Origin of the sequence: Polaribacter vadi, from assembly GCF_018861005.1 — a bacterium.
Taxonomy (GTDB): domain Bacteria; phylum Bacteroidota; class Bacteroidia; order Flavobacteriales; family Flavobacteriaceae; genus Polaribacter; species Polaribacter vadi_A.
Window position 1 is genome coordinate 207,439 of record NZ_JAHKQL010000015.1, and the last position, 18,291, is coordinate 225,729.

Annotated in this window: 11 protein-coding genes; all 11 read left to right on the forward strand. The window is 32.7% G+C overall.

Translation table 11 applies throughout. The features are described 5' to 3' along the window. Positions 1-15 precede the first annotated feature (15 nt). The 11 genes from KO506_RS07795 (at position 16) to KO506_RS07845 (ending at position 18,290) form a co-directional block, all read left to right on the forward strand. Entirely contained in the window at positions 16-2,433 is a 2,418-nt protein-coding gene (locus tag KO506_RS07795) for a glycoside hydrolase family 95 protein (protein WP_215994333.1), read from the forward strand. Positions 2,434-2,628: 195 nt separating this feature from the next. Next, a complete protein-coding gene (locus tag KO506_RS07800) occupies positions 2,629-4,590 on the forward strand; it encodes a Sip1-related alpha-galactosidase (RefSeq protein ID WP_215994334.1) in 1,962 nt (653 codons plus the stop codon). Between the two features lie 2 nt (positions 4,591-4,592). Next, the gene (locus tag KO506_RS07805) at positions 4,593-7,073 is read left to right on the forward strand and encodes a glycoside hydrolase family 95 protein (protein WP_215994335.1); all 2,481 of its coding nucleotides are present in this window, start codon (positions 4,593-4,595) and stop codon (positions 7,071-7,073) included. 1 nt (position 7,074) lies between these two features. Continuing rightward, the gene (locus tag KO506_RS07810) at positions 7,075-9,648 is read left to right on the forward strand and encodes a GH116 family glycosyl-hydrolase (protein WP_215994336.1); all 2,574 of its coding nucleotides are present in this window, start codon (positions 7,075-7,077) and stop codon (positions 9,646-9,648) included. Positions 9,649-9,652: 4 nt separating this feature from the next. Further along, entirely contained in the window at positions 9,653-10,690 is a 1,038-nt protein-coding gene (locus KO506_RS07815) for a family 43 glycosylhydrolase (RefSeq protein ID WP_215994337.1), read from the forward strand. A 161-nt stretch (positions 10,691-10,851) separates the two neighbouring features. Beyond that, positions 10,852-11,094: a hypothetical protein gene (locus KO506_RS07820; protein ID WP_215994338.1), complete on the forward strand. Its 243-nt coding sequence runs from the start codon at positions 10,852-10,854 to the stop codon at positions 11,092-11,094. 32 nt (positions 11,095-11,126) lie between these two features. Continuing rightward, positions 11,127-11,246, forward strand: coding sequence for a hypothetical protein (locus KO506_RS17190; RefSeq protein ID WP_354667549.1), 120 nt, complete (start codon positions 11,127-11,129; stop codon positions 11,244-11,246). Positions 11,247-11,294: 48 nt separating this feature from the next. Next, the gene (locus KO506_RS07830; RefSeq protein WP_215994339.1) at positions 11,295-12,986 is read left to right on the forward strand and encodes a T9SS type A sorting domain-containing protein; all 1,692 of its coding nucleotides are present in this window, start codon (positions 11,295-11,297) and stop codon (positions 12,984-12,986) included. 28 nt (positions 12,987-13,014) lie between these two features. Then, positions 13,015-14,154 (forward strand): lactonase family protein, encoded by a 1,140-nt coding sequence (locus KO506_RS07835; protein WP_215994340.1) that lies wholly within the window; start codon positions 13,015-13,017, stop codon positions 14,152-14,154. A 111-nt stretch (positions 14,155-14,265) separates the two neighbouring features. Then, positions 14,266-15,753, forward strand: coding sequence for a ThuA domain-containing protein (locus KO506_RS07840; RefSeq protein WP_215994341.1), 1,488 nt, complete (start codon positions 14,266-14,268; stop codon positions 15,751-15,753). Further along, positions 15,750-18,290 (forward strand): GH116 family glycosyl-hydrolase, encoded by a 2,541-nt coding sequence (locus tag KO506_RS07845; RefSeq protein ID WP_215994342.1) that lies wholly within the window; start codon positions 15,750-15,752, stop codon positions 18,288-18,290. Before KO506_RS07840 ends, KO506_RS07845 begins: the two co-directional genes overlap by 4 nt. The last annotated feature ends 1 nt before the right edge of the window (position 18,291 follow it).

Consider the following 18,291-nt stretch of genomic DNA (forward strand, 5'->3'; position numbering starts at 1 on the left):
AATAGCCATAATAGTATGATAAAAAGAAGTACATCATTTTTAAGAAACCTAGTTTTACTAGCAAGCATTGTTTTTTTATTAGCATCATGTGTCAAAAAAATAGAAAAGGATACAGCAAATTTAAAATTATGGTATCAAAAACCAGCTAAAGCAACTCCTATAATACTTTTAGGAAAGCCAAATAAGGATAATCCAGAGTGGTTAAAAGCGTTGCCTTTGGGTAATGGGTCTTTTGGAGCTATGGTTTTTGGAGATGTAAACAAAGAACGTATTCAGTTAAATGAAGAAACCATGTGGTCTGGAAGCGTAGATGATAATGACAATCCAGCAGCATTAGAAGCACAAGCCGAAATTAGAAAATTACTTTTTGAAGGAAAATACAAAGAAGCAACAGAACTAACAAGACAAACCCAAGTGTGTATAGGTGCAGGTACTGGACATGGTAAAGGAGCGAATGTAACTTTTGGATGTTTCCAAACATTAGGAGACCTTTGGTTAGATTTTGAAAAAGAGAACGATTATCAAAATTATCAAAGAGAGTTAGATTTAGAGGATGCAGTGGTTAGAGTTCAGTATAGTCAAGATAAAGTTACTTATAAAAGAGAATATTTTGTAAGCCATCCAGATCAATTAATGGTGGTAAAACTAACAGCTGATGTACCAGGAAGTATTTCTTTTAAAAGTACTTTAACCAGACCTGAATTGTATCAAACAAAAGCAGCACAAGATCAACTAGTAATGCAAGGAGCTCTTTCTGATGGAAAAGGAGGAAAAGGCTTAGAATATATAACTCGTTTGTCTGCTAAAAATAAAAACGGAACTGTAATTTATAAAGATAATTATATTGAAGTAAAGAATGCTGATGAGGTAATCCTTTATTTAACGGCATCTACCAATTATGTATTAGATTATCCTAATTATAAAGGTAGAGATCATAAAACCATTACAACAGAAAATCTAAAAAAAGGAAAAGAAAAATCTTACGATGAAGTTTTAAAAGAACATACTCAAGATTATCAAAAGTACTTTAACAGAGTAAGCTTGCAATTAACAACCAGTTTAGATACCATTCCTACGGATGTGAGGTTAAAAAACTTTAAAAAATCAACAGAAAAATCAGATTTACATTTGGTTGAATTACTCTATCAATATGGTCGATATTTATTGATTTCATCTTCAAGACCAGGAACTATGCCTGCGAATTTACAAGGAATTTGGGCAAATCAATTGCAAACACCTTGGAATGGAGATTATCACACAGATGTAAATGTACAAATGAATTATTGGTTGGCAGAGGTTGCCAATTTAGGAGAAATGCATTTGCCTTTGTTTGATTTAATGGCTTCTCTTCAAGAGCCAGGAGCAAAAACAGCTAAAGTGCATTACAATGCCAAAGGTTGGGTAGTTCACCCAGTAACCAATGTTTGGGGATTTACATCACCTGGAGAAAAGTCAGATTGGGGAATGCATGTAGGAGCAGGAGCATGGTTAACAACGCATATTATGGAACACTATTATTTTACTTTAGATAAAGAATTTCTAAAGAAAGAATTTCCGGTTTTAAAGGGAGCTACTGAATTTTATATGGATTGGTTAATTCCAGATCCTAAAACAGGTAAGTTAATATCTGGACCAACAGTGTCTCCAGAAAATAAATTTAAAGCTCCTGATGGTAGTGTTAGTAAAATATGTATGGCACCTGCTCACGATCAGCAAGTTATCTGGCAGTTGTTTCAGAATTATATAGACGCTGCAACTACATTAAACATAACAGATGAATTTTTAGAACATGTAAAACAAGCTCAACAACAACTACAAGGGCCTAAAATTGGAACCGATGGTAGGTTATTAGAATGGAATGAGGAGTTTGAAGAGATTGAAAAAGGACACAGACATATTTCTCATTTATATGCATTACATCCTGGTTTCCAGATAGATGTTGATAAAACACCAGAATGGGCTACAGCAGCCAAAAAATCTTTAGATTATAGAATTCAGCATGGTGGAGGTGCAACAGGTTGGAGTTCTGCATGGTTGATTAATCAGTATGCACGTTTGGGTGATGGAGACAATGCAGAAAACAGTTTAAAGACTCTTTTATCTAAAAGAATTAGCTACAATTTGTTTGGTCAGCATCCGCCTTTTCAAATAGATGCCAATTTTGGTGCAACAGCAGGGATTTCTGAAATGTTATTGCAAAGTCATACTGGTGAAATTAGATTGCTTCCTGCTTTGCCAAGTGATTGGAAAAACGGAGCAGTAAAAGGTTTGTGTGCTAAAGGAGGGTTTGTAATAAATATTAAATGGAAAGATGGAAAATTAACCAAAGCACAAATTTATTCTAAGAATGGTGGTGTTGCAAATATAAAATACAAAAGTAAAATCATAAATGTTAACACATTAGTTGGTCAGAATATAGATATTCAATTATAGTAAAAGTGTAGAGAATTTAATCATTAAGTAAAAATTTAAAAATGAATTATTATCATGTATAAAATATATTCTTTTATTTTTTGTGCGTTTTTTTTGATGTCATGTTCAGTTAAAAGCATCAATGAGAACCAAAGTTTTCAGTTTAAAAATATTCCAAATAGTATAGATATAAATCAGTTGAAAACAAAAGGTGTTTTGCAGTTAAATAAACAAGTACTTACGCCTGATTCAAAAGGAATTATAGCAGAAATAACACTAGAACTCCCACAGTTTAAAAAAGGAATTTACTATCGTCCATTTTCAGAGAAATTAGCAGCAGGAAATAGGGTAGAACCGCTTTGGTTTGATCATATTTCAGAGTTAAGCAATTATAAACATCAAGCACCAAGAATGGATAGCCATGTTAATTTGGGTGCATTTATGATGTTGCAAAAAGAGAATGGAGAATATTTAGCTTTGTTACCATTAGTTTCCAATCGTATAGGAAATACTTTTAGTGTGCATGATAACAATATGTACATCACCATGGCTACTTATGGTATAGATACAGAAAACGTGCAAGTCCCTTTTATGAGTTATGCACAATCTAAAAACCCGTATGAAGCAGCTAGAATGGTTTGGGAACAAGCTATGGAAATGAATGGTGTTAAAGAAAATATCAATTGGAGGTCTGATAAAACATATCCAGAAGCCTATAATTATTTAGGATGGTGTTCTTGGGAATATTACAAGCATAAAATTAACGAAGAAATTATTTTAAATGCAGCCAAAGACATCAAAAAAAGTTCCATTCCTTTTAGATGGATGTTGATTGATGATGGTTACTTAGATCATAAAGGAGGACAATTACTGTCTTTTGGAGTTGATAAAAAGAAGTTTCCTAATGGTTGGGAGCCTATTATTGCTCAGAAAGATGAGAAAATAAAATGGATGGGAATTTGGAGAAACTTTAATGGTTATTTTGGAGGACTTTCATTAAACCATCACATACCTGAGTTGCAAGATCACTTGGTAAAGAGAAATCCAGAAGGCAAAAAAGCAATGTATATGCCTAAAATTTCAGAAGAAGGAGCCAATGCTTTTTATCATGAAATGACTCAAGCAACCAAAGAAAGTGGTTTTGATATCATTAAGGTTGATTTTCAATCGGATAATTTTAGAAACAATACAGGAGCTAGTAATGCTATTTTAGGAGTACACTATAACAATATTGCTTTAGAAGAAAATTGTGTAGACAAAGATTTAATGTTATTAAACTGTATTGCCCAACAAAATTTTAATGTCTTTAATCATAGAAATAGCGCTTTAATTAGAGGAAGTGTAGATTATAAAACCACTAAAGATCGTTTAGATATTACCTTGGTACAAAACTTTGCCAATGCCTTTTGGTTGGGGCATACACATTGGTTAGATCAGGATATGTTTTTTGCCAATTTTAAAGAAACTGCAAGATTAATGGCAGTGGCTAGAGCTTTGTCTGGAGGTCCTGTTTATTTGTCTGATGAACCAGAAAATATTGAAGATACTGTTTTAAAGCCTTTAACTTATGCTGATGGACGTATTTTAGGAACTTTAGCTCCTGCAGTTCCTTTGCCAGAAAGTTTAATGCAAGATCCTTATGCTGATGGAAAATCATTCAATGTAATTGCTCCGTTAAAAAATAAAACAGCCGCAATTATGGCTGTTAATTTAAGTCAAGATGATAAAGATGTAAACGCTAAAATTTCTTTAAAAGATTATGCTTTTGCTGGGGGAATGATACAACCATACAATGGATTATGGGAAACTCCTAAAGAAGGAATTTTGTTGTATGATTATTACAAAGAAACAGCACAAGTGTTAAAAGATGATTATCAATTTACATTGGCATCAAGAAAGGAACGTCTTCTTTTGTTAAATCCTATCAAAGAAGGGTGGGCTGTAATTGGTAGACCTGACAAATATTTATCTGCAGCTACTTATGAGTTAGAAGCTATAAGTCAAGAAAGTTTAAAGATTAGAATGATAGAGGATGGAACTTTATTGTTGTGGTCTCATGGAAAAACTCCTGTTTCAGAAAATTTTGAATTCACAGATGTAGGAAATGGTTTATGGAAAGGTAACTTGATAAAACCAGCCGAAAATAGCATATATATTATTCATAAAAAAGAATTGTAATTATGAAAACTATCATCACTTTATTATTGTTGATTTTTGCAAGTATACCATCACATGCCCAATTTTTATTGAGTTATGATAAGCCTGCGAGTGAATTTACAGAAACTCAAAGAAAAGACTACAAAAAAAATGGCTATATGCAAGAAGCTTTGCCTTTGGGAAACGGAAGACTTGGAGCAATGTTTTCTGGAGGAATTGCCGAAGAACATATCATGCTAAATGACATTACTTTGTGGATGAATAGTAAGCGTGGATTAGATTCAGTAGCACAATCTGGAACTAGAATAGGAGCTTATAAAAATTTTGAGAAAGTTAGAGATGCTTATAGAAATGGACGTTACGGAACTTCAGAAAACAGTATGGAGGGTATGTCTACCAAATATTTAAGTAGTCATCAACCTTTAGGAAATTACGCTCCTTTTACAGATGTATATATCAATACAGGACATCAAAAAAAGGATGTGACTAATTACCAACGTTCTTTAGATATTAAATCTGGTGTAGGAACTGTTAGTTATACTATTGGAAAAAGTCATTTTACTAGAGAGTTTTTTTGCAGTTACCCAAATGACGTAATGGTAATTCGTTATACAGCTCAACTAGCTGATTTAGATTTAACGGTTGAGACGAATACCTTGCATAAAATTACGGGATTAAATGCGGAAGGAAATCAAATTGTATTGAACGCAGAAGCTGCTATGGAAAAAGATCCTATTCAATTTCAGCAAAGAGTTTGGATAGATGCAGGTGATGCTATTTTAAAAGCAAATAAAGATGGTTCTATCCATATAAAAAACGCAAATGATGTTAAGATTTACATTATTGCTTATACAGATTACTTACCAAAATATCCATCATTTAAAGGTCGTGATTTTGTAGCTGATGCTGAAAATAAAATGAAAGAGGCTACTTATTTAGGGTATGATGAATTAAAGAAAAATCATCAAAAAGATGTAGCTGCATTGATGAATCGTTGTCAGTTTAATTTAGATTATAAATCTTCAGGTTTAACAACAGATAAATTGATAGCACAAGGTTCTAGCCTTGAATTAGAAAATCTATATTTTAATTATGCACGTTATTTACAGTTAAGTTCTTCTAGATCTGCACCTGTTCCATCAAATTTACAAGGTTTGTGGAACGGACATTTAAAACCAGCTTGGAATGCCGATTATCATACAGATATTAATGTAGCTATGAATTATTGGATGGTAGAAACAGCTAATTTACCCGATTCTTTTTTACCTTATGCAGAGTGGTTAAAAGTGTTAGCACAATCAGGAAAACATGTAGCAAAACAAAGCTTTGGTATAGATAAAGGTTGGAGTGCAGGCTTAAATAGTAATGTCTTTGGATTTGCTGCTCCAAACGTTCACGGAAGACGTATGCAACAATCAGGAGCATGGTTGTGCCAGAATTTATTTGAACATTATGCTTTTAATCAAGACAAAAAATATTTAGAAGAAATTTATCCTGTTTTAAAAGGAGCAGCTGAGTTTTATTTAGCCTTTTTAGACCCATGGAAAGATGGTACTTTGGTTGCATATCCAACTTGGTCTCCAGAAAATGCCTATTTACTAAAAGAACATGGTAAATTAAATAAACAAGCCTATGGTGCTTCTTATGAGCAACAGTTAATATTGAATTTGTTTACAGATTGTATAGAAGCTGCTACAATTTTAAACAGAGATGCAGAATTAAGAAAAAATTTGCAACAAACAATACCTAAACTATGTCCTCAAAAAATAGGGCAATATGGACAGGTACAAGAATGGCCAGAAGATTGGGATAGACCAGATGATTATCACAGGCATATTTCACATTTAATAGCCCTACATCCAGGAAGAGATTTTTCACCTTTAACCACTCCAGAATTATCAGAAGCTGCTTTGGTTACTATGAAACATCGAGGTGATATTTCTACAGGTTGGAGTACTGCATGGAAAACTAATTTTTGGGCAAGGTTACAAAATGGAGATAAAGCGTATCAGTTTTATCAATTTTTAACAGCCAAAAGAACGTATACTAATTTGTTTGATTTTCATCCGCCTTTCCAAATTGATGGAAATTTTGGTGGAACTGCTGGAGTATGCGAAATGTTGTTGCAAAGTCACTTAAGAAGTGTAAATAACAAAGCAGAAAATATAGAAGAAGCTGCTTTTGTTGCTTATCAAAAAAAATCAGAAAACAACAAGCAATTTATTCCTGTTACTCCAAAAGAAACTATTGCCAATGCACCATATATTTTACACTTATTACCTGCATTACCATCGGCATGGAAAAATGGAAATATAAAAGGTTTGAGAGCTCGTGGAGGTTTTGAAGTTGATATAGAATGGAAGAATGGTGAATTGGTTAATGCAACAATTCATGCCAAAACAACTGGGAAGTATAGAGTTTATTATAAAGGAAAATTAAGTCAAGTGTTTTCATTAAAAAAAGGAGACTCAATAATTTGGAATACAAATCATAAAAATAAATAGCATGAAAAATTTATTTACCAAAGTTATCTGTTTAATTATAGTAAGCGTTTTAAATGCTCAAGAAAGTAAAGATTGGCCTGTATTAAAAACCTACGATCAAGAGCATATTCAAAAAATAAAAATGCCTGTGGGTGGATTAGGTACAGGAACCGTTTCTCTAACAGGTAGAGGTTCTTTAGAAGATTGGGAGATTATGAATCGTCCAGCTAAAGGTTTTAATCCTACTTTAGAAAATTGGGGGCCTGTAAAGAAAAAAGGGCCATTTTTCGCTATTTATATTGAGGATGGAAATGGAAATAAACAAACACGTTTGTTAGAAGGGATGCAAACAGAAACTTCATACGAAGGTGCATTAGGTGCTGTCTCTAATAATCATGGATTACCACGTTTTAGCAATGCATCTTTTAAAACAGCCTATCCTTTTGGTCAAGTTTTTTTGAGTGATGATGCGTTGCCTGTAGATGTTGTGGTAGGAGCATACAATCCATTAGTCCCAGGAAATATAGATGACAGTAGTATTCCTATGGCGGTTTTGAACTATAAAGTTAAAAACACAAGTGATAAGAATATTACAGTATCACTGTCAGGAACCATTCAAAATTTTATTGGTTTTGATGGGAATAGAGGAAAAGCCATAAAGAACCTAAATACTATTAGAGAAGAAGATGGCGTAAAAGGAATCCATTACACAAGTAATGGTGTAGATCCTAAAAGTGAGCAATGGGGTACAATGAGTTTTGTGTCCTTAAACGAAGGACAAACAACTTACAGAACTGCATGGCAAAAAAAGACAAGTAGATGGGATAAGAAAAGATTAGATTTTTGGGATGATTTCAGCGAAGATGGTGTATTAGGAAAAAGAGAAAATAATCAAGCAAATGCGCCTATGGGATCTATTGCTGTAAAAAACACCTTAAAATCAGGAGAAGAAAAAACATTTCGTTTTTTAATTACTTGGCATTTCCCTAACAGACAAACTTGGGATAAACCAGGTTTTCAAAAGTACATAAAAGCGACTGTTGGAAATTATTATACAACACAATACAAAAATTCTTGGGATGTGATTTCTAAAACCATTCCTCGTTTAAATGAATTAGAAAACAATACCAAAACTTTTGTGAATTCACTTATTAATAGTGATTTACCTAAGGAAGTAAAAGAATCTTCATTGTTTAATTTGGCACATTTAAGAACTCAGTTGGCTTTTAGAATTAAAAGTGGACACTTTCTAGGTTGGGAAGGAACTTTTGAAGATAGAGGATCTTGTTTTGGTTCTTGTACACATGTTTGGAATTACGAGCAAACAACTGCTTTTTTGTTTGGAGAATTAGCTAAAACCATGCGTGATGTAGAATATCAATACGCTACTGATGATAAGGGGATGATGAGTTTTAGAGTGTATTTACCTTTAGAAAAAGGACAGTTGTGGGGAAAAGCTGCTGCTGATGGACAAATGGGAGCTATCATGAAGTTTTATAGAGATTGGCAATTGTCTGGAGATGATACTTTTCTAGAAAAACATTGGCCTATGGTTAAAAAATCTTTAGAGTTTTGTTGGATTCCTGGAGGATGGGATGCTAATAAAGATGGAGTAATGGAAGGTTCTCAACACAATACCATGGATGTAGAATATTTTGGTCCTAATCCGCAAATGGGTTTTTGGTATTTAGGAGCGTTGAGAGCTTCAGAAGAAATGGCTAATTATTTAGGAGAAAAGAAATTTGCTAAAACTTGTAAAAATTTATACAAGAAAGGATCACAATGGATGGATGAAAATTTATTCAATGGAGAATATTACGAACAACATATAGAGCCTCCAATGTCTGAAGATAATGTAGCTAAATCTTTAATGCATGTTACTTCTAACAAAGGAATTGATTTGACCTCACCAGATTTTCAGTTAGGAAATGGAGTTTTGGTAGATCAGTTGGTAGGACAAGTATTTGCTCATTTGGTAGGTTTAGGATATTTAGGAAAAGAAGAAAATGTCAAAAAAACTTTGGAATCTGTTATGAAATACAATTACGTAGAGAATATGACTTCTCATGCTAATTTCCATCGTTCTTATGCTTTGGGTGATGAATCTGCGTTGCTAATGGCTGCTTATCCTAATGGAAGACCAGACAAACCATTTCCATATTATACAGAAGTAATGACAGGTTTTGAATATACAGCTGCTGTTGGAATGTTACAAGAAGGTTTAACAGAAGATGGATTAAAAACGATACGTAATATTAGAGATCGTTATGATGGAAAAAAAAGAAGTCCTTTTGATGAAGCAGAAGCAGGACATCATTACGCACGTAGTATGATGGCTTGGGCAGGTATTTTAGCAATGACTAAATTTCAATACTCTGCTGTAGAGAAATCGATGGGTTTTACCTCTAAACCCGGAACTTATTTCTGGAGTAATGGTTATAGTTATGGAACTTGTATGGTAAAAGATAAAGAAGCTGAGCTAACAGTACTTTCAGGGAATTTAACTTTAAATCAATTTTCTTTAGACAAAATCGGAACTAAAAACCTGAAAAATAAGACTATAAATTCTGGAAATACAATTAAAATTAAACTATAAAATAATGAAAAATCATATAAAAATAGCATTTACTTATTTAACAATAATGGTAGCTACCATATTAGTAAGTGCATGTGGAAGCAGCCAATCAAAAAAAACAGAAGATTATCAAGAAGTTCAGAGTACAAAAGAAGTAAGTTTTTCATATTCAGAAATAGAAGGAATAGGAAAAACATCAAAATATAATAGAAGAGACCCCAGTGATGTTATTAAAGTAGGGAACAAATATTATATCTGGTATACTCGCATGGATAAGCCTGTAAGATCTGGTTATTGGGGAACCATTTGGTATGCTACTTCCGAAGACGAAGGTCATACTTGGCAAGAGCAAGGAATGGCACTTGGTTTAGGAGAAGAGGGAACTTTTGATAGTCATTCTGTTTTTACTCCAAACATATTAGCTTATGAAGGTAAGTACTATATGTATTATACAGGTGTACAACCTACTCCAGGAAATCCTAATAAGAAGTTTGAAGGTAACCATACAACAGATTTTACAGCCATTGGAGTTGCGGTTGCTGATAGCCCTGATGGACCTTTTAAAAGACCTGAAAATAATATTGTAATAGCTCATAGTGAGGTGTCGTCTGATTTTGATAGTTATAGAGTAGATGATGCAAGCATGCTGGTTAAAGATGGAAAAATATGGTTGTATTACAAAGGAAGGTGTATAGAGCATGGAAAAGAAGGGCCTAAACGTACTCAAATGGGAGTAGCTATGGCAGAAAATCCAATAGGACCATTTAAAAAATATACACATTCATTGGTAGAAAAAGGGCATGAAGTGATGATTTGGAACCAAAATGGAGGGATAGCTTCATTAACTTCTTTGAGCAAGTCCATTCACTGGGCAAAAGATGGTTTAGATTTTTCTCCTCTAGCAGAAAACTTAACTAAAATTCCAATGGCTCCAGGTTTATACAGACCACATTTAGAAAATGGAAATACTTCAAATCAAGTACCTGGTTGGGGAATTTGCATGAGACAAAGTAAAGGAGAAGCACATTTATTTAGATATGAAATTAAAAATATGGGTTTATAAAAAATAGAAAGAAATAATAAATGAATTAACTGATATCAGTTTAACATAAAGATTAAAACTGAATAATCAATAAAACTTTAATTATGTTTAAAAGTATTCGAATAGAAGTTCTTAGTTGTTTGAAAAAGAGTAAAATTACATTACTTTTTTTACTCACAGTCATGTTTGTAAATTTTACCTATAGTCAGTCTATATCTATAGATGCTAACGATACAAGACAATATATATCTATGATGGGAGCAGATATGGAAAGAAGTGCAGGAAATTTGCACAATGTGGCTACAAATAGAGATTCTATTATTAAATGGGTAGTTAATTTATACCCTAACCCTGCTACAGAAGGGCAAGTAACTATAAATTTTGGTAGTAATAACACAGCAAAACAGCTAAAATTCAAATTTTAAATTTAACAGGAAAAACTATTCTTAATGATGAAATAAATATTTATAACAATAAAATAGATTTAAAATTAAATTCACTAATAACAGAAGGTCTTTATTTAGTAAGGGTTTTGGTGTCAGATGAGTATCGAACTTTTAAATTAATTGTTCAATAGAGAAAATATTTATAACAATAAAATTAAATTAATTTAAAACTATATATAATGCTTAGCTTTTATTCTAATAAAAAACCAGTATCATCAAAATTATCAATAAGTATAAAAAAAATATATTGCTTATTGTTTGTTTTGTCTTTTAGTTGCACATCTACAGATGCTCAATCAATAACAATAAATACTTCTGATTACAAACAAACGATTGATATAATTGGTGGTGATATGGAACGAAGTTCCAAAGTTGTACAATTTACAGTTAACAACAAAGAAGATGTAATTCAATGGGGGTTTGGAGATATAAAATATAATTATTGCAGGGTACAATTCGATAAAAATCAAGAAGCTGTAGAGGGTACTAAAAACTGGGCGTTTTATGACAGGCAAATAGCTACAATGCAAGAAGTAAAAGCGGTAAATCCAAACATTAAGTTTTGGGCAACCTTAAAATCTGATTATGATGGCTATGGAAGTAATAATAATATGCCAGATTGGATTGTTAAAAACTTTAACGCAAGTAATCCTAGTCAAGCAATAGTAGATACAGATAAATGGGCTGTTTTTTTAGCAGATTATTTAGAATATATGGAAGCTAACAATGTACCTATTCACACACTTTCTACAGTAAAAGAATGGAATGGTTATATTAATGCAGAGAAATCTAGAGATATTATTCTTAAATTAAAAGATGAATGTACTGCTAGAAATATTACAATGCCATTGATGAATGATTCTGCTTCTTGGAGTATGGCTGCAGGTAGAGGGTTTATGAATGGTGTTAATAATTTAGGAACTAAAGATCTTTATGGAGGTTTTTCTAATCATGAATACGCTTCTAATGATACTCCAGAAGTAGAATGGCCACAAAACGTAGCGATAGCCAATGCTATGGGAAAAAAATTATATCAAGATGAAACCATTACAGGAGCAGGAACGTTAGATGGAGAAGAACCACCTATTTTTAGATATGCTCAAAGAGCAGTACTTTATCAATCTGGTGTAAGTGGAGAAATAATGTTCGAAATTTGGTCAAGAGGTACAAATAGTGAAATCCGTTCTATTTATTGGAAATGGGGTGGAACTGCCCAAAGGCTTATGGGGTATTATATTGCAAAACATTTTACAAACAATGTTTTAGATAGTAAGTATATAACTTCTACTTCAGAAAACGTAATTGGTGGAGAATATTCAGCTACTCAATATGGAGGTGTTACAAAAATGGCTTTTCGTAAAGATAATAAGGTAATTCTTTGGGTGATGAATTTTACGTCTCCAAGTTTAACTACAGTAGATTATCCGTCTTTTAAAATTAATTTATTAAATAGTTTTATAGATGGTAGTGTTGAACATAAGTATTGGAATTCTGGTTCTGTTTCAGCAGGAACTGTGAATATAGAAGGAACTGATGCTACTTTTACACCAACATCTTCTACTTCATTTGATGCAGAGCTTAAAGAAAATAGTATCAATGTTTTTACTTTTAATGTATCTGAAGATGCTTTGTCAACAACAGATTTAGAGTTAATTGATTTAACAATTTTAAAGAATCCTGTTCAAAACGAATTAATGTTAAGCAAAACGATTAAAGACTATAAAATAATCAGATTAACAGGTAGTGTTCTAAAAAAGGGGTCAGATAAAATTAAAAAAATAGATGTTTCTAATCTTTCATCAGGCATGTATATTTTACAAGTAATTACTGATGAAGATAAACAAGTTGCGTATAAATTTATTAAAGATTAGACTTTGTTAAAATAAAAAATAGAAAGTGATGTTTAATAAATTTCTCACATTAATAATTTTTAGCTTATTAATTATAAGTACTAGTTGTTCTGTTTCTAAAAAGACAGAAAAACAAGGAACATTTATCAATATAGATGATAAAACAATTCCTTTAACCATAGGAACTTATACAAAAGAAACTAGTGAAGGAATTTATCAAGCGGATTTTAACTCTAAAACAGGGGCTATAACAAACTTAGATTTTATAGTTAATGCAGAACAAGCTTCGTTTATAAGTGTAACAAAGGATAGAGAAAAAATTTATGCCGTAAGTGAAATTGATACTGGTAAATTAAGTGTTTTTAATAAAGATAACAATGGTCGTTATCAATTACAACAAGAAGTTGAAACAGGAGGATCTACTACTTGCCATGTCACTTTAAATAATGATGAAACATTGGTTTCAGTTGCCAATTATAGGCAGGGAAGTATTGTAGTTTATAAAGTAGAGAATGATCGTTTGATAAAGTTATCATCATTCAAACATCAAGGTTCTAGTGTGCATTTTAGACAAAAAGTGCCACATCCACACAGTACTTATTTTTCAAAAGATGAAAAATATATTTATGTGCCAGATTTAGGAACAGATGAAATTATTTCATATCCAATAAAAGAAGGATTGCCAACTGCTGGTAAGATAGCCTTAAAAATGAATCCTGGAGATGGACCAAGACATATGGCAAAACATCCTACCAAGGAATTATGGTATGTAGTGGGAGAAATCAGTAGTGTTGTTTGGGTTTTGAAGCCTAAAGAGGATGGAACTTTTAGTGTAGTAGACAAACAAAATTTATTACCTGAAGGAATAGAAGGAAGAAGTACAGCTGCGGATATTCATGTATCTCCAGATGGAAAATACTTATATACTTCTAATAGAGGACATCAAAATGGGTATCATTGTATTTCTGTGTTTAAGGTTTTACCCTCTGGAAAATTGGAACTCAAAGGACACGTAACTGAAGGCATCAATCAACCTAGAAATTTCACTTTGTCCCCTAATGGTCAATTTTTATTAGTTGCCAATCAATATGGGAATGATATTATTGTTTTTAAAGTAGGTAAGGATGGTATGTTATCATTAACAGAGCATCGAGTAGAAATAAGTATGCCTGCTTGTTTAAAGTTTTAAGAAAAAATAAATTTTATAGAGAATTAAATAATGAAACCTAAAAAAAACATTCACCTTTTACTTTTATATATATGTTGTGTACAAAACTTTAGTGCCCAGCATAAAATAAAGGTGCTTAATTTTCAGGCAGATAATGGGTTTCAACACAAGTCTAAAGAAGTAGGCCTACAAATGATTGAGGATATGGGAAAAATCAATCATTGGCAAGTAGTAACATCTAAAGATACTGCGTACATCACAACTAAAAATTTAGAGTCTTTTGATGTCATTGTTTTTAATAATAATTGTGGAAATAAAGGAGCTATTTTTTCAAAAGTGCAATACGAAGCGCTTCAAAATTATATAAGAAGTGGAGGAGGTTTTGTAGGGATTCATTGCGCAGGAGCTATTTGGAAAGAAGATAAAGAATTTCAAGATTGGTATGAAAACTTGATAGGAACACGATTAGAAAAACATCCTAAAGTACAAAAGGCCAAATTATTTGTAGAAAACCAGAATCACGTAGCTACGAGTCATTTACCTAAGGAGTGGTTAATTACAGATGAGTGGCATACATTTTCTTACAATCCTAGGGAAAAAGTGAATGTGTTGTTGTCTTTAGATGAGAATTCTTATGAAGGAACTCCAAAAATGGGTGGAGATCACCCTTTTACTTGGTATCAATATTATGATGGAGGTCGTTCGTTTTTTACATCTTTAGGTCATACAGTTGAGATTTATAGAAATCCAAACTATCAAAAGTTAGTAGAGGGTGGAATTATTTGGGCATCAGGAAAAAGAGAAAAGGAGTTAGTGCTTCCTGTTCAAAATGGACTGATGGTTGATTTAAATCCAGATGAAGGGATTACTCTAGAAAAAGGAAATAGAGTGAGTTCATGGAAAAATAGTGTTAAAAACAATGTTGTTCAATCTTTTGACAAACAGAATAAAGGAAGAAAAATACCAGGTTCTGGTATGCCAAGATTAAAAATGAATGTTGCTGAACTAAATGGGCACAATAGTGTTGTGTTTCATCGTCAGGAATTGATAAATCATCAAGAAGATGCTTTTGATCATTTAACGACCGGAAGTGGTTATACATGGTTTGCGGTAATATCGGTTTATGAACAAGTACTAGGAAAACCTGGAGTTAACTCCTTTTTCGGAAACCTACGAAACACCAATATTGATAAGCAAGGAAATTATGAAGGTTTTTGGGCAGGATTGAGCGATACGAATCAAATTTGGATGGGAGCTAGAAATGCTTTGGGTAAAGGTTTGTGGAATCAAAATAGTCCGCATGTATTAAATCCAGAAAAATTAGAAACATCGAGGTATTATTTGGTTATGGGAAGAATGGAAGCTGGCACTGACAAATCAAAAATGGAATTGTTTATAAATTCAGTAACTCCCATAGCAGAAGATGTTTTTCCGATAAATACAAAAGCAAATCCATCTAAAATGGCCATTGGTCAAGAGAGAAATGCGACCAACCATCCAGGACATGAATCTTTTGATGGAGAAATTGCAAGGTTTTTAATTTATAAAAAGCCATTGTTAAACGATGAGTTTAAAAGCGTAAAAAAATATTTAATGAATACATATAATATAAAAAAATGAAAAAGATACATCTTTTAGTCGTATTACTTTTTGTGTTAGTTCAATCAAATGCTCAGGAAAATACATGGCCTGTTTTAAAGTCTTATGATCAAAATCATACAGATAGAATAGCCATGCCAGTAGGGGGAATTGGAACTGGAACTATTTCATTAACAGGGAGAGGAGCGCTAGAAGATTTGGAAATTATGAGTCGCCCAGCCAAGGGATTTACCCCAAAATACGCAGGCGTAGCTGTGATTAATAGAGCACCATTTTTTTCTATTTATTATAAAGAAGAAAATAAAGAAGCTCAAGCATTGCTTTTAGAAGGGCCTTCACCTGTTAAATATGATGAAGGATATTATGGTTCTAGAGCTCCAAACCACGGATTGCCAAGATTTTCAAATGCTACTTTTCAAACAGCATATCCTTTTGGTGAAGTTTTATTAACAGACAAGGAAGTTCCTTTAGAAGTAACAGTTGGAGCATTCAATCCATTAGTTCCTGGAAATACAGAAGATAGTAGTTTACCAATGGCTGTGTTAAGTTATAAGGTAAAAAATACAAGTAACAAATCTATTACTATTTCGTTGGCAGGAAACATTCCTAACTTTATAGGTTTTGATGGTAAAGAAGGAAAATCCTATCAAAATATTAATACTTACAAAGAAGAAAATGAATTCAAAGGAATTCATTACACCGCTAATAAAGAAATTGATAAAGAAAGTATGCAATGGGGTACTTTTAGTATGGTAACCAATAGCCAAGAAGAAATTTCTTATCGTACCGCATGGAAACCTGGAGAATGGGGAAATAGTACTTTAGAATTTTGGGATGATTATACAGATGATGGACTTTTGGAAGAAAGAACATCAGATCAAAAAAACAATATGGGATCTTTAGCCGTAAAAACTACATTAGCTCCTAATGAAGAAAAAGACATCCGTTTTTTCATTACGTGGAATTTTCCTAATCGTTCTGCATGGGGAGATGAAAAAGTAAATGTTGGTAATTTTTATGCTACTCAATACAAAGATTCTTGGGAAGTAGCTCAGAAACATATTCAAAGAATTCCAAAGTTAGAGCAAGAGACTAAAACATTTGTCAATGCTTTTATTCAGAGTGATGCTCCAGCAATTATTAAAGAAGCAGCACTTTTTAATTTGGCACATTTTAGAACACAATTGGCTTTTAAAACCAAATCTGGCCACTACTTAGGTTGGGAAGGAATTAAAGATAATGATGGAAGTGGAACAGGTACTTGTACACATGTTTGGAATTATGAGCAAACCATTCCCTTTTTATTTGGAGATGTGGCAAAAAATATGCGTAATGTAGAGTTTGGTTATGCCATTGATAAAAGAGGAATGATGAATTATCGTATTAATCTACCATTAAAAACTAAAGGAACTAGTTTTGGTTTGGCTGCTGCTGATGGGCAAATGGGAAGTATTATGAAATATTACCGTGAATGGCAATTGTCTGGTGATGATGAATTTTTAAAAGAAAACTGGACAAATGTTAAAAAGGCTTTAGAATTTTGTTGGATACCTAATGGATGGGATCCTAATAAAGACGGTGTTATGGAAGGGAGTCAGCACAATACCATGGATGTAGAATATTATGGACCTAATCCTCAAATGGGATTATGGTATTTGGGTGCTTTGCGTGCCACAGAAGAAATGGCCAATTATTTGGGAGAAAAATCTTTTGCTAAAACCTGTAAATCCTTATATGAAAACGGTTCTAAATATTTGGATGAAAACCTTTTTAATGGAGAATATTATGTGCAAGAAATTGTACCACCAATGCATTTAGACAGTATTGCAAAAGGGTTAATTCGTGTAAAAAGACGCTTGGTTGCTGATGATCCTCAGTATCAATTAGGAGAAGGAGTGTTGGTAGATCAGTTGGTAGGACAAGTGATGGCACATATTTTAGATTTGGGATACTTGGTAGATAAGGGGAATGTGAAAAAGACAAATGAATCGATTTTAAAATACAACTATCGTGAAAGCTTATTAAAGCATCCTAATTTTATGAGGTCGTATGCATATGGAGATGAATCTGCTTTGTTAATGGCCGCTTATCCTAATAAAAGACCCAAACAACCTTTTCCTTATTTTACGGAGGTAATGACCGGTTTTGAACACACGGCTGCAGTAGCTATGCTTTACGAAGGTCAAGAAAAAGAAGGTTTAAAAACCATTCAAGACATTAGAAATCGTTATGATGGTAAAAAAAGAAATCCTTTTAATGAAGCAGAATACGGACACCATTATGCACGTAGTATGATGGCTTGGGCAGGTGTTTTAGCAACCTCAGGTTTTCATTATTCAGGAGTAGAAAAATCAATAGAATTTACTTCTAAACCAGGAACTTATTTTTGGAGTAACGGTTATAGCTGGGGAACTTGTGAGGTGAAAGATAAAGAAGCAGTGTTAAAAGTTCTATCGGGAGCAATAACCTTAAAACGTTTTACTTTAAAAGGAATTGGAACTAAGAAATTAAGAAAAAAAGTAATAGGTGCTAGCCAAAGTTACACGATAAAATTATAAG

Bases quoted from the DNA above. Each gene is read 5' to 3' on its own strand.
- KO506_RS07795 (WP_215994333.1), top strand. From the start codon at position 16: ATGATAAAAAGAAGTACATCATTTTTAAGAAACCTAGTTTTACTAGCA.
- KO506_RS07805 (WP_215994335.1), top strand. From the start codon at position 4,593: ATGAAAACTATCATCACTTTATTATTGTTGATTTTTGCAAGTATACCA.
- KO506_RS07810 (WP_215994336.1), top strand. From the start codon at position 7,075: ATGAAAAATTTATTTACCAAAGTTATCTGTTTAATTATAGTAAGCGTT.
- KO506_RS07815 (WP_215994337.1), top strand. From the start codon at position 9,653: ATGAAAAATCATATAAAAATAGCATTTACTTATTTAACAATAATGGTA.
- KO506_RS07820 (WP_215994338.1), top strand. From the start codon at position 10,852: ATGTTTGTAAATTTTACCTATAGTCAGTCTATATCTATAGATGCTAAC.
- KO506_RS07830 (WP_215994339.1), top strand. From the start codon at position 11,295: ATGCTTAGCTTTTATTCTAATAAAAAACCAGTATCATCAAAATTATCA.
- KO506_RS07835 (WP_215994340.1), top strand. From the start codon at position 13,015: ATGTTTAATAAATTTCTCACATTAATAATTTTTAGCTTATTAATTATA.
- KO506_RS07845 (WP_215994342.1), top strand. From the start codon at position 15,750: ATGAAAAAGATACATCTTTTAGTCGTATTACTTTTTGTGTTAGTTCAA.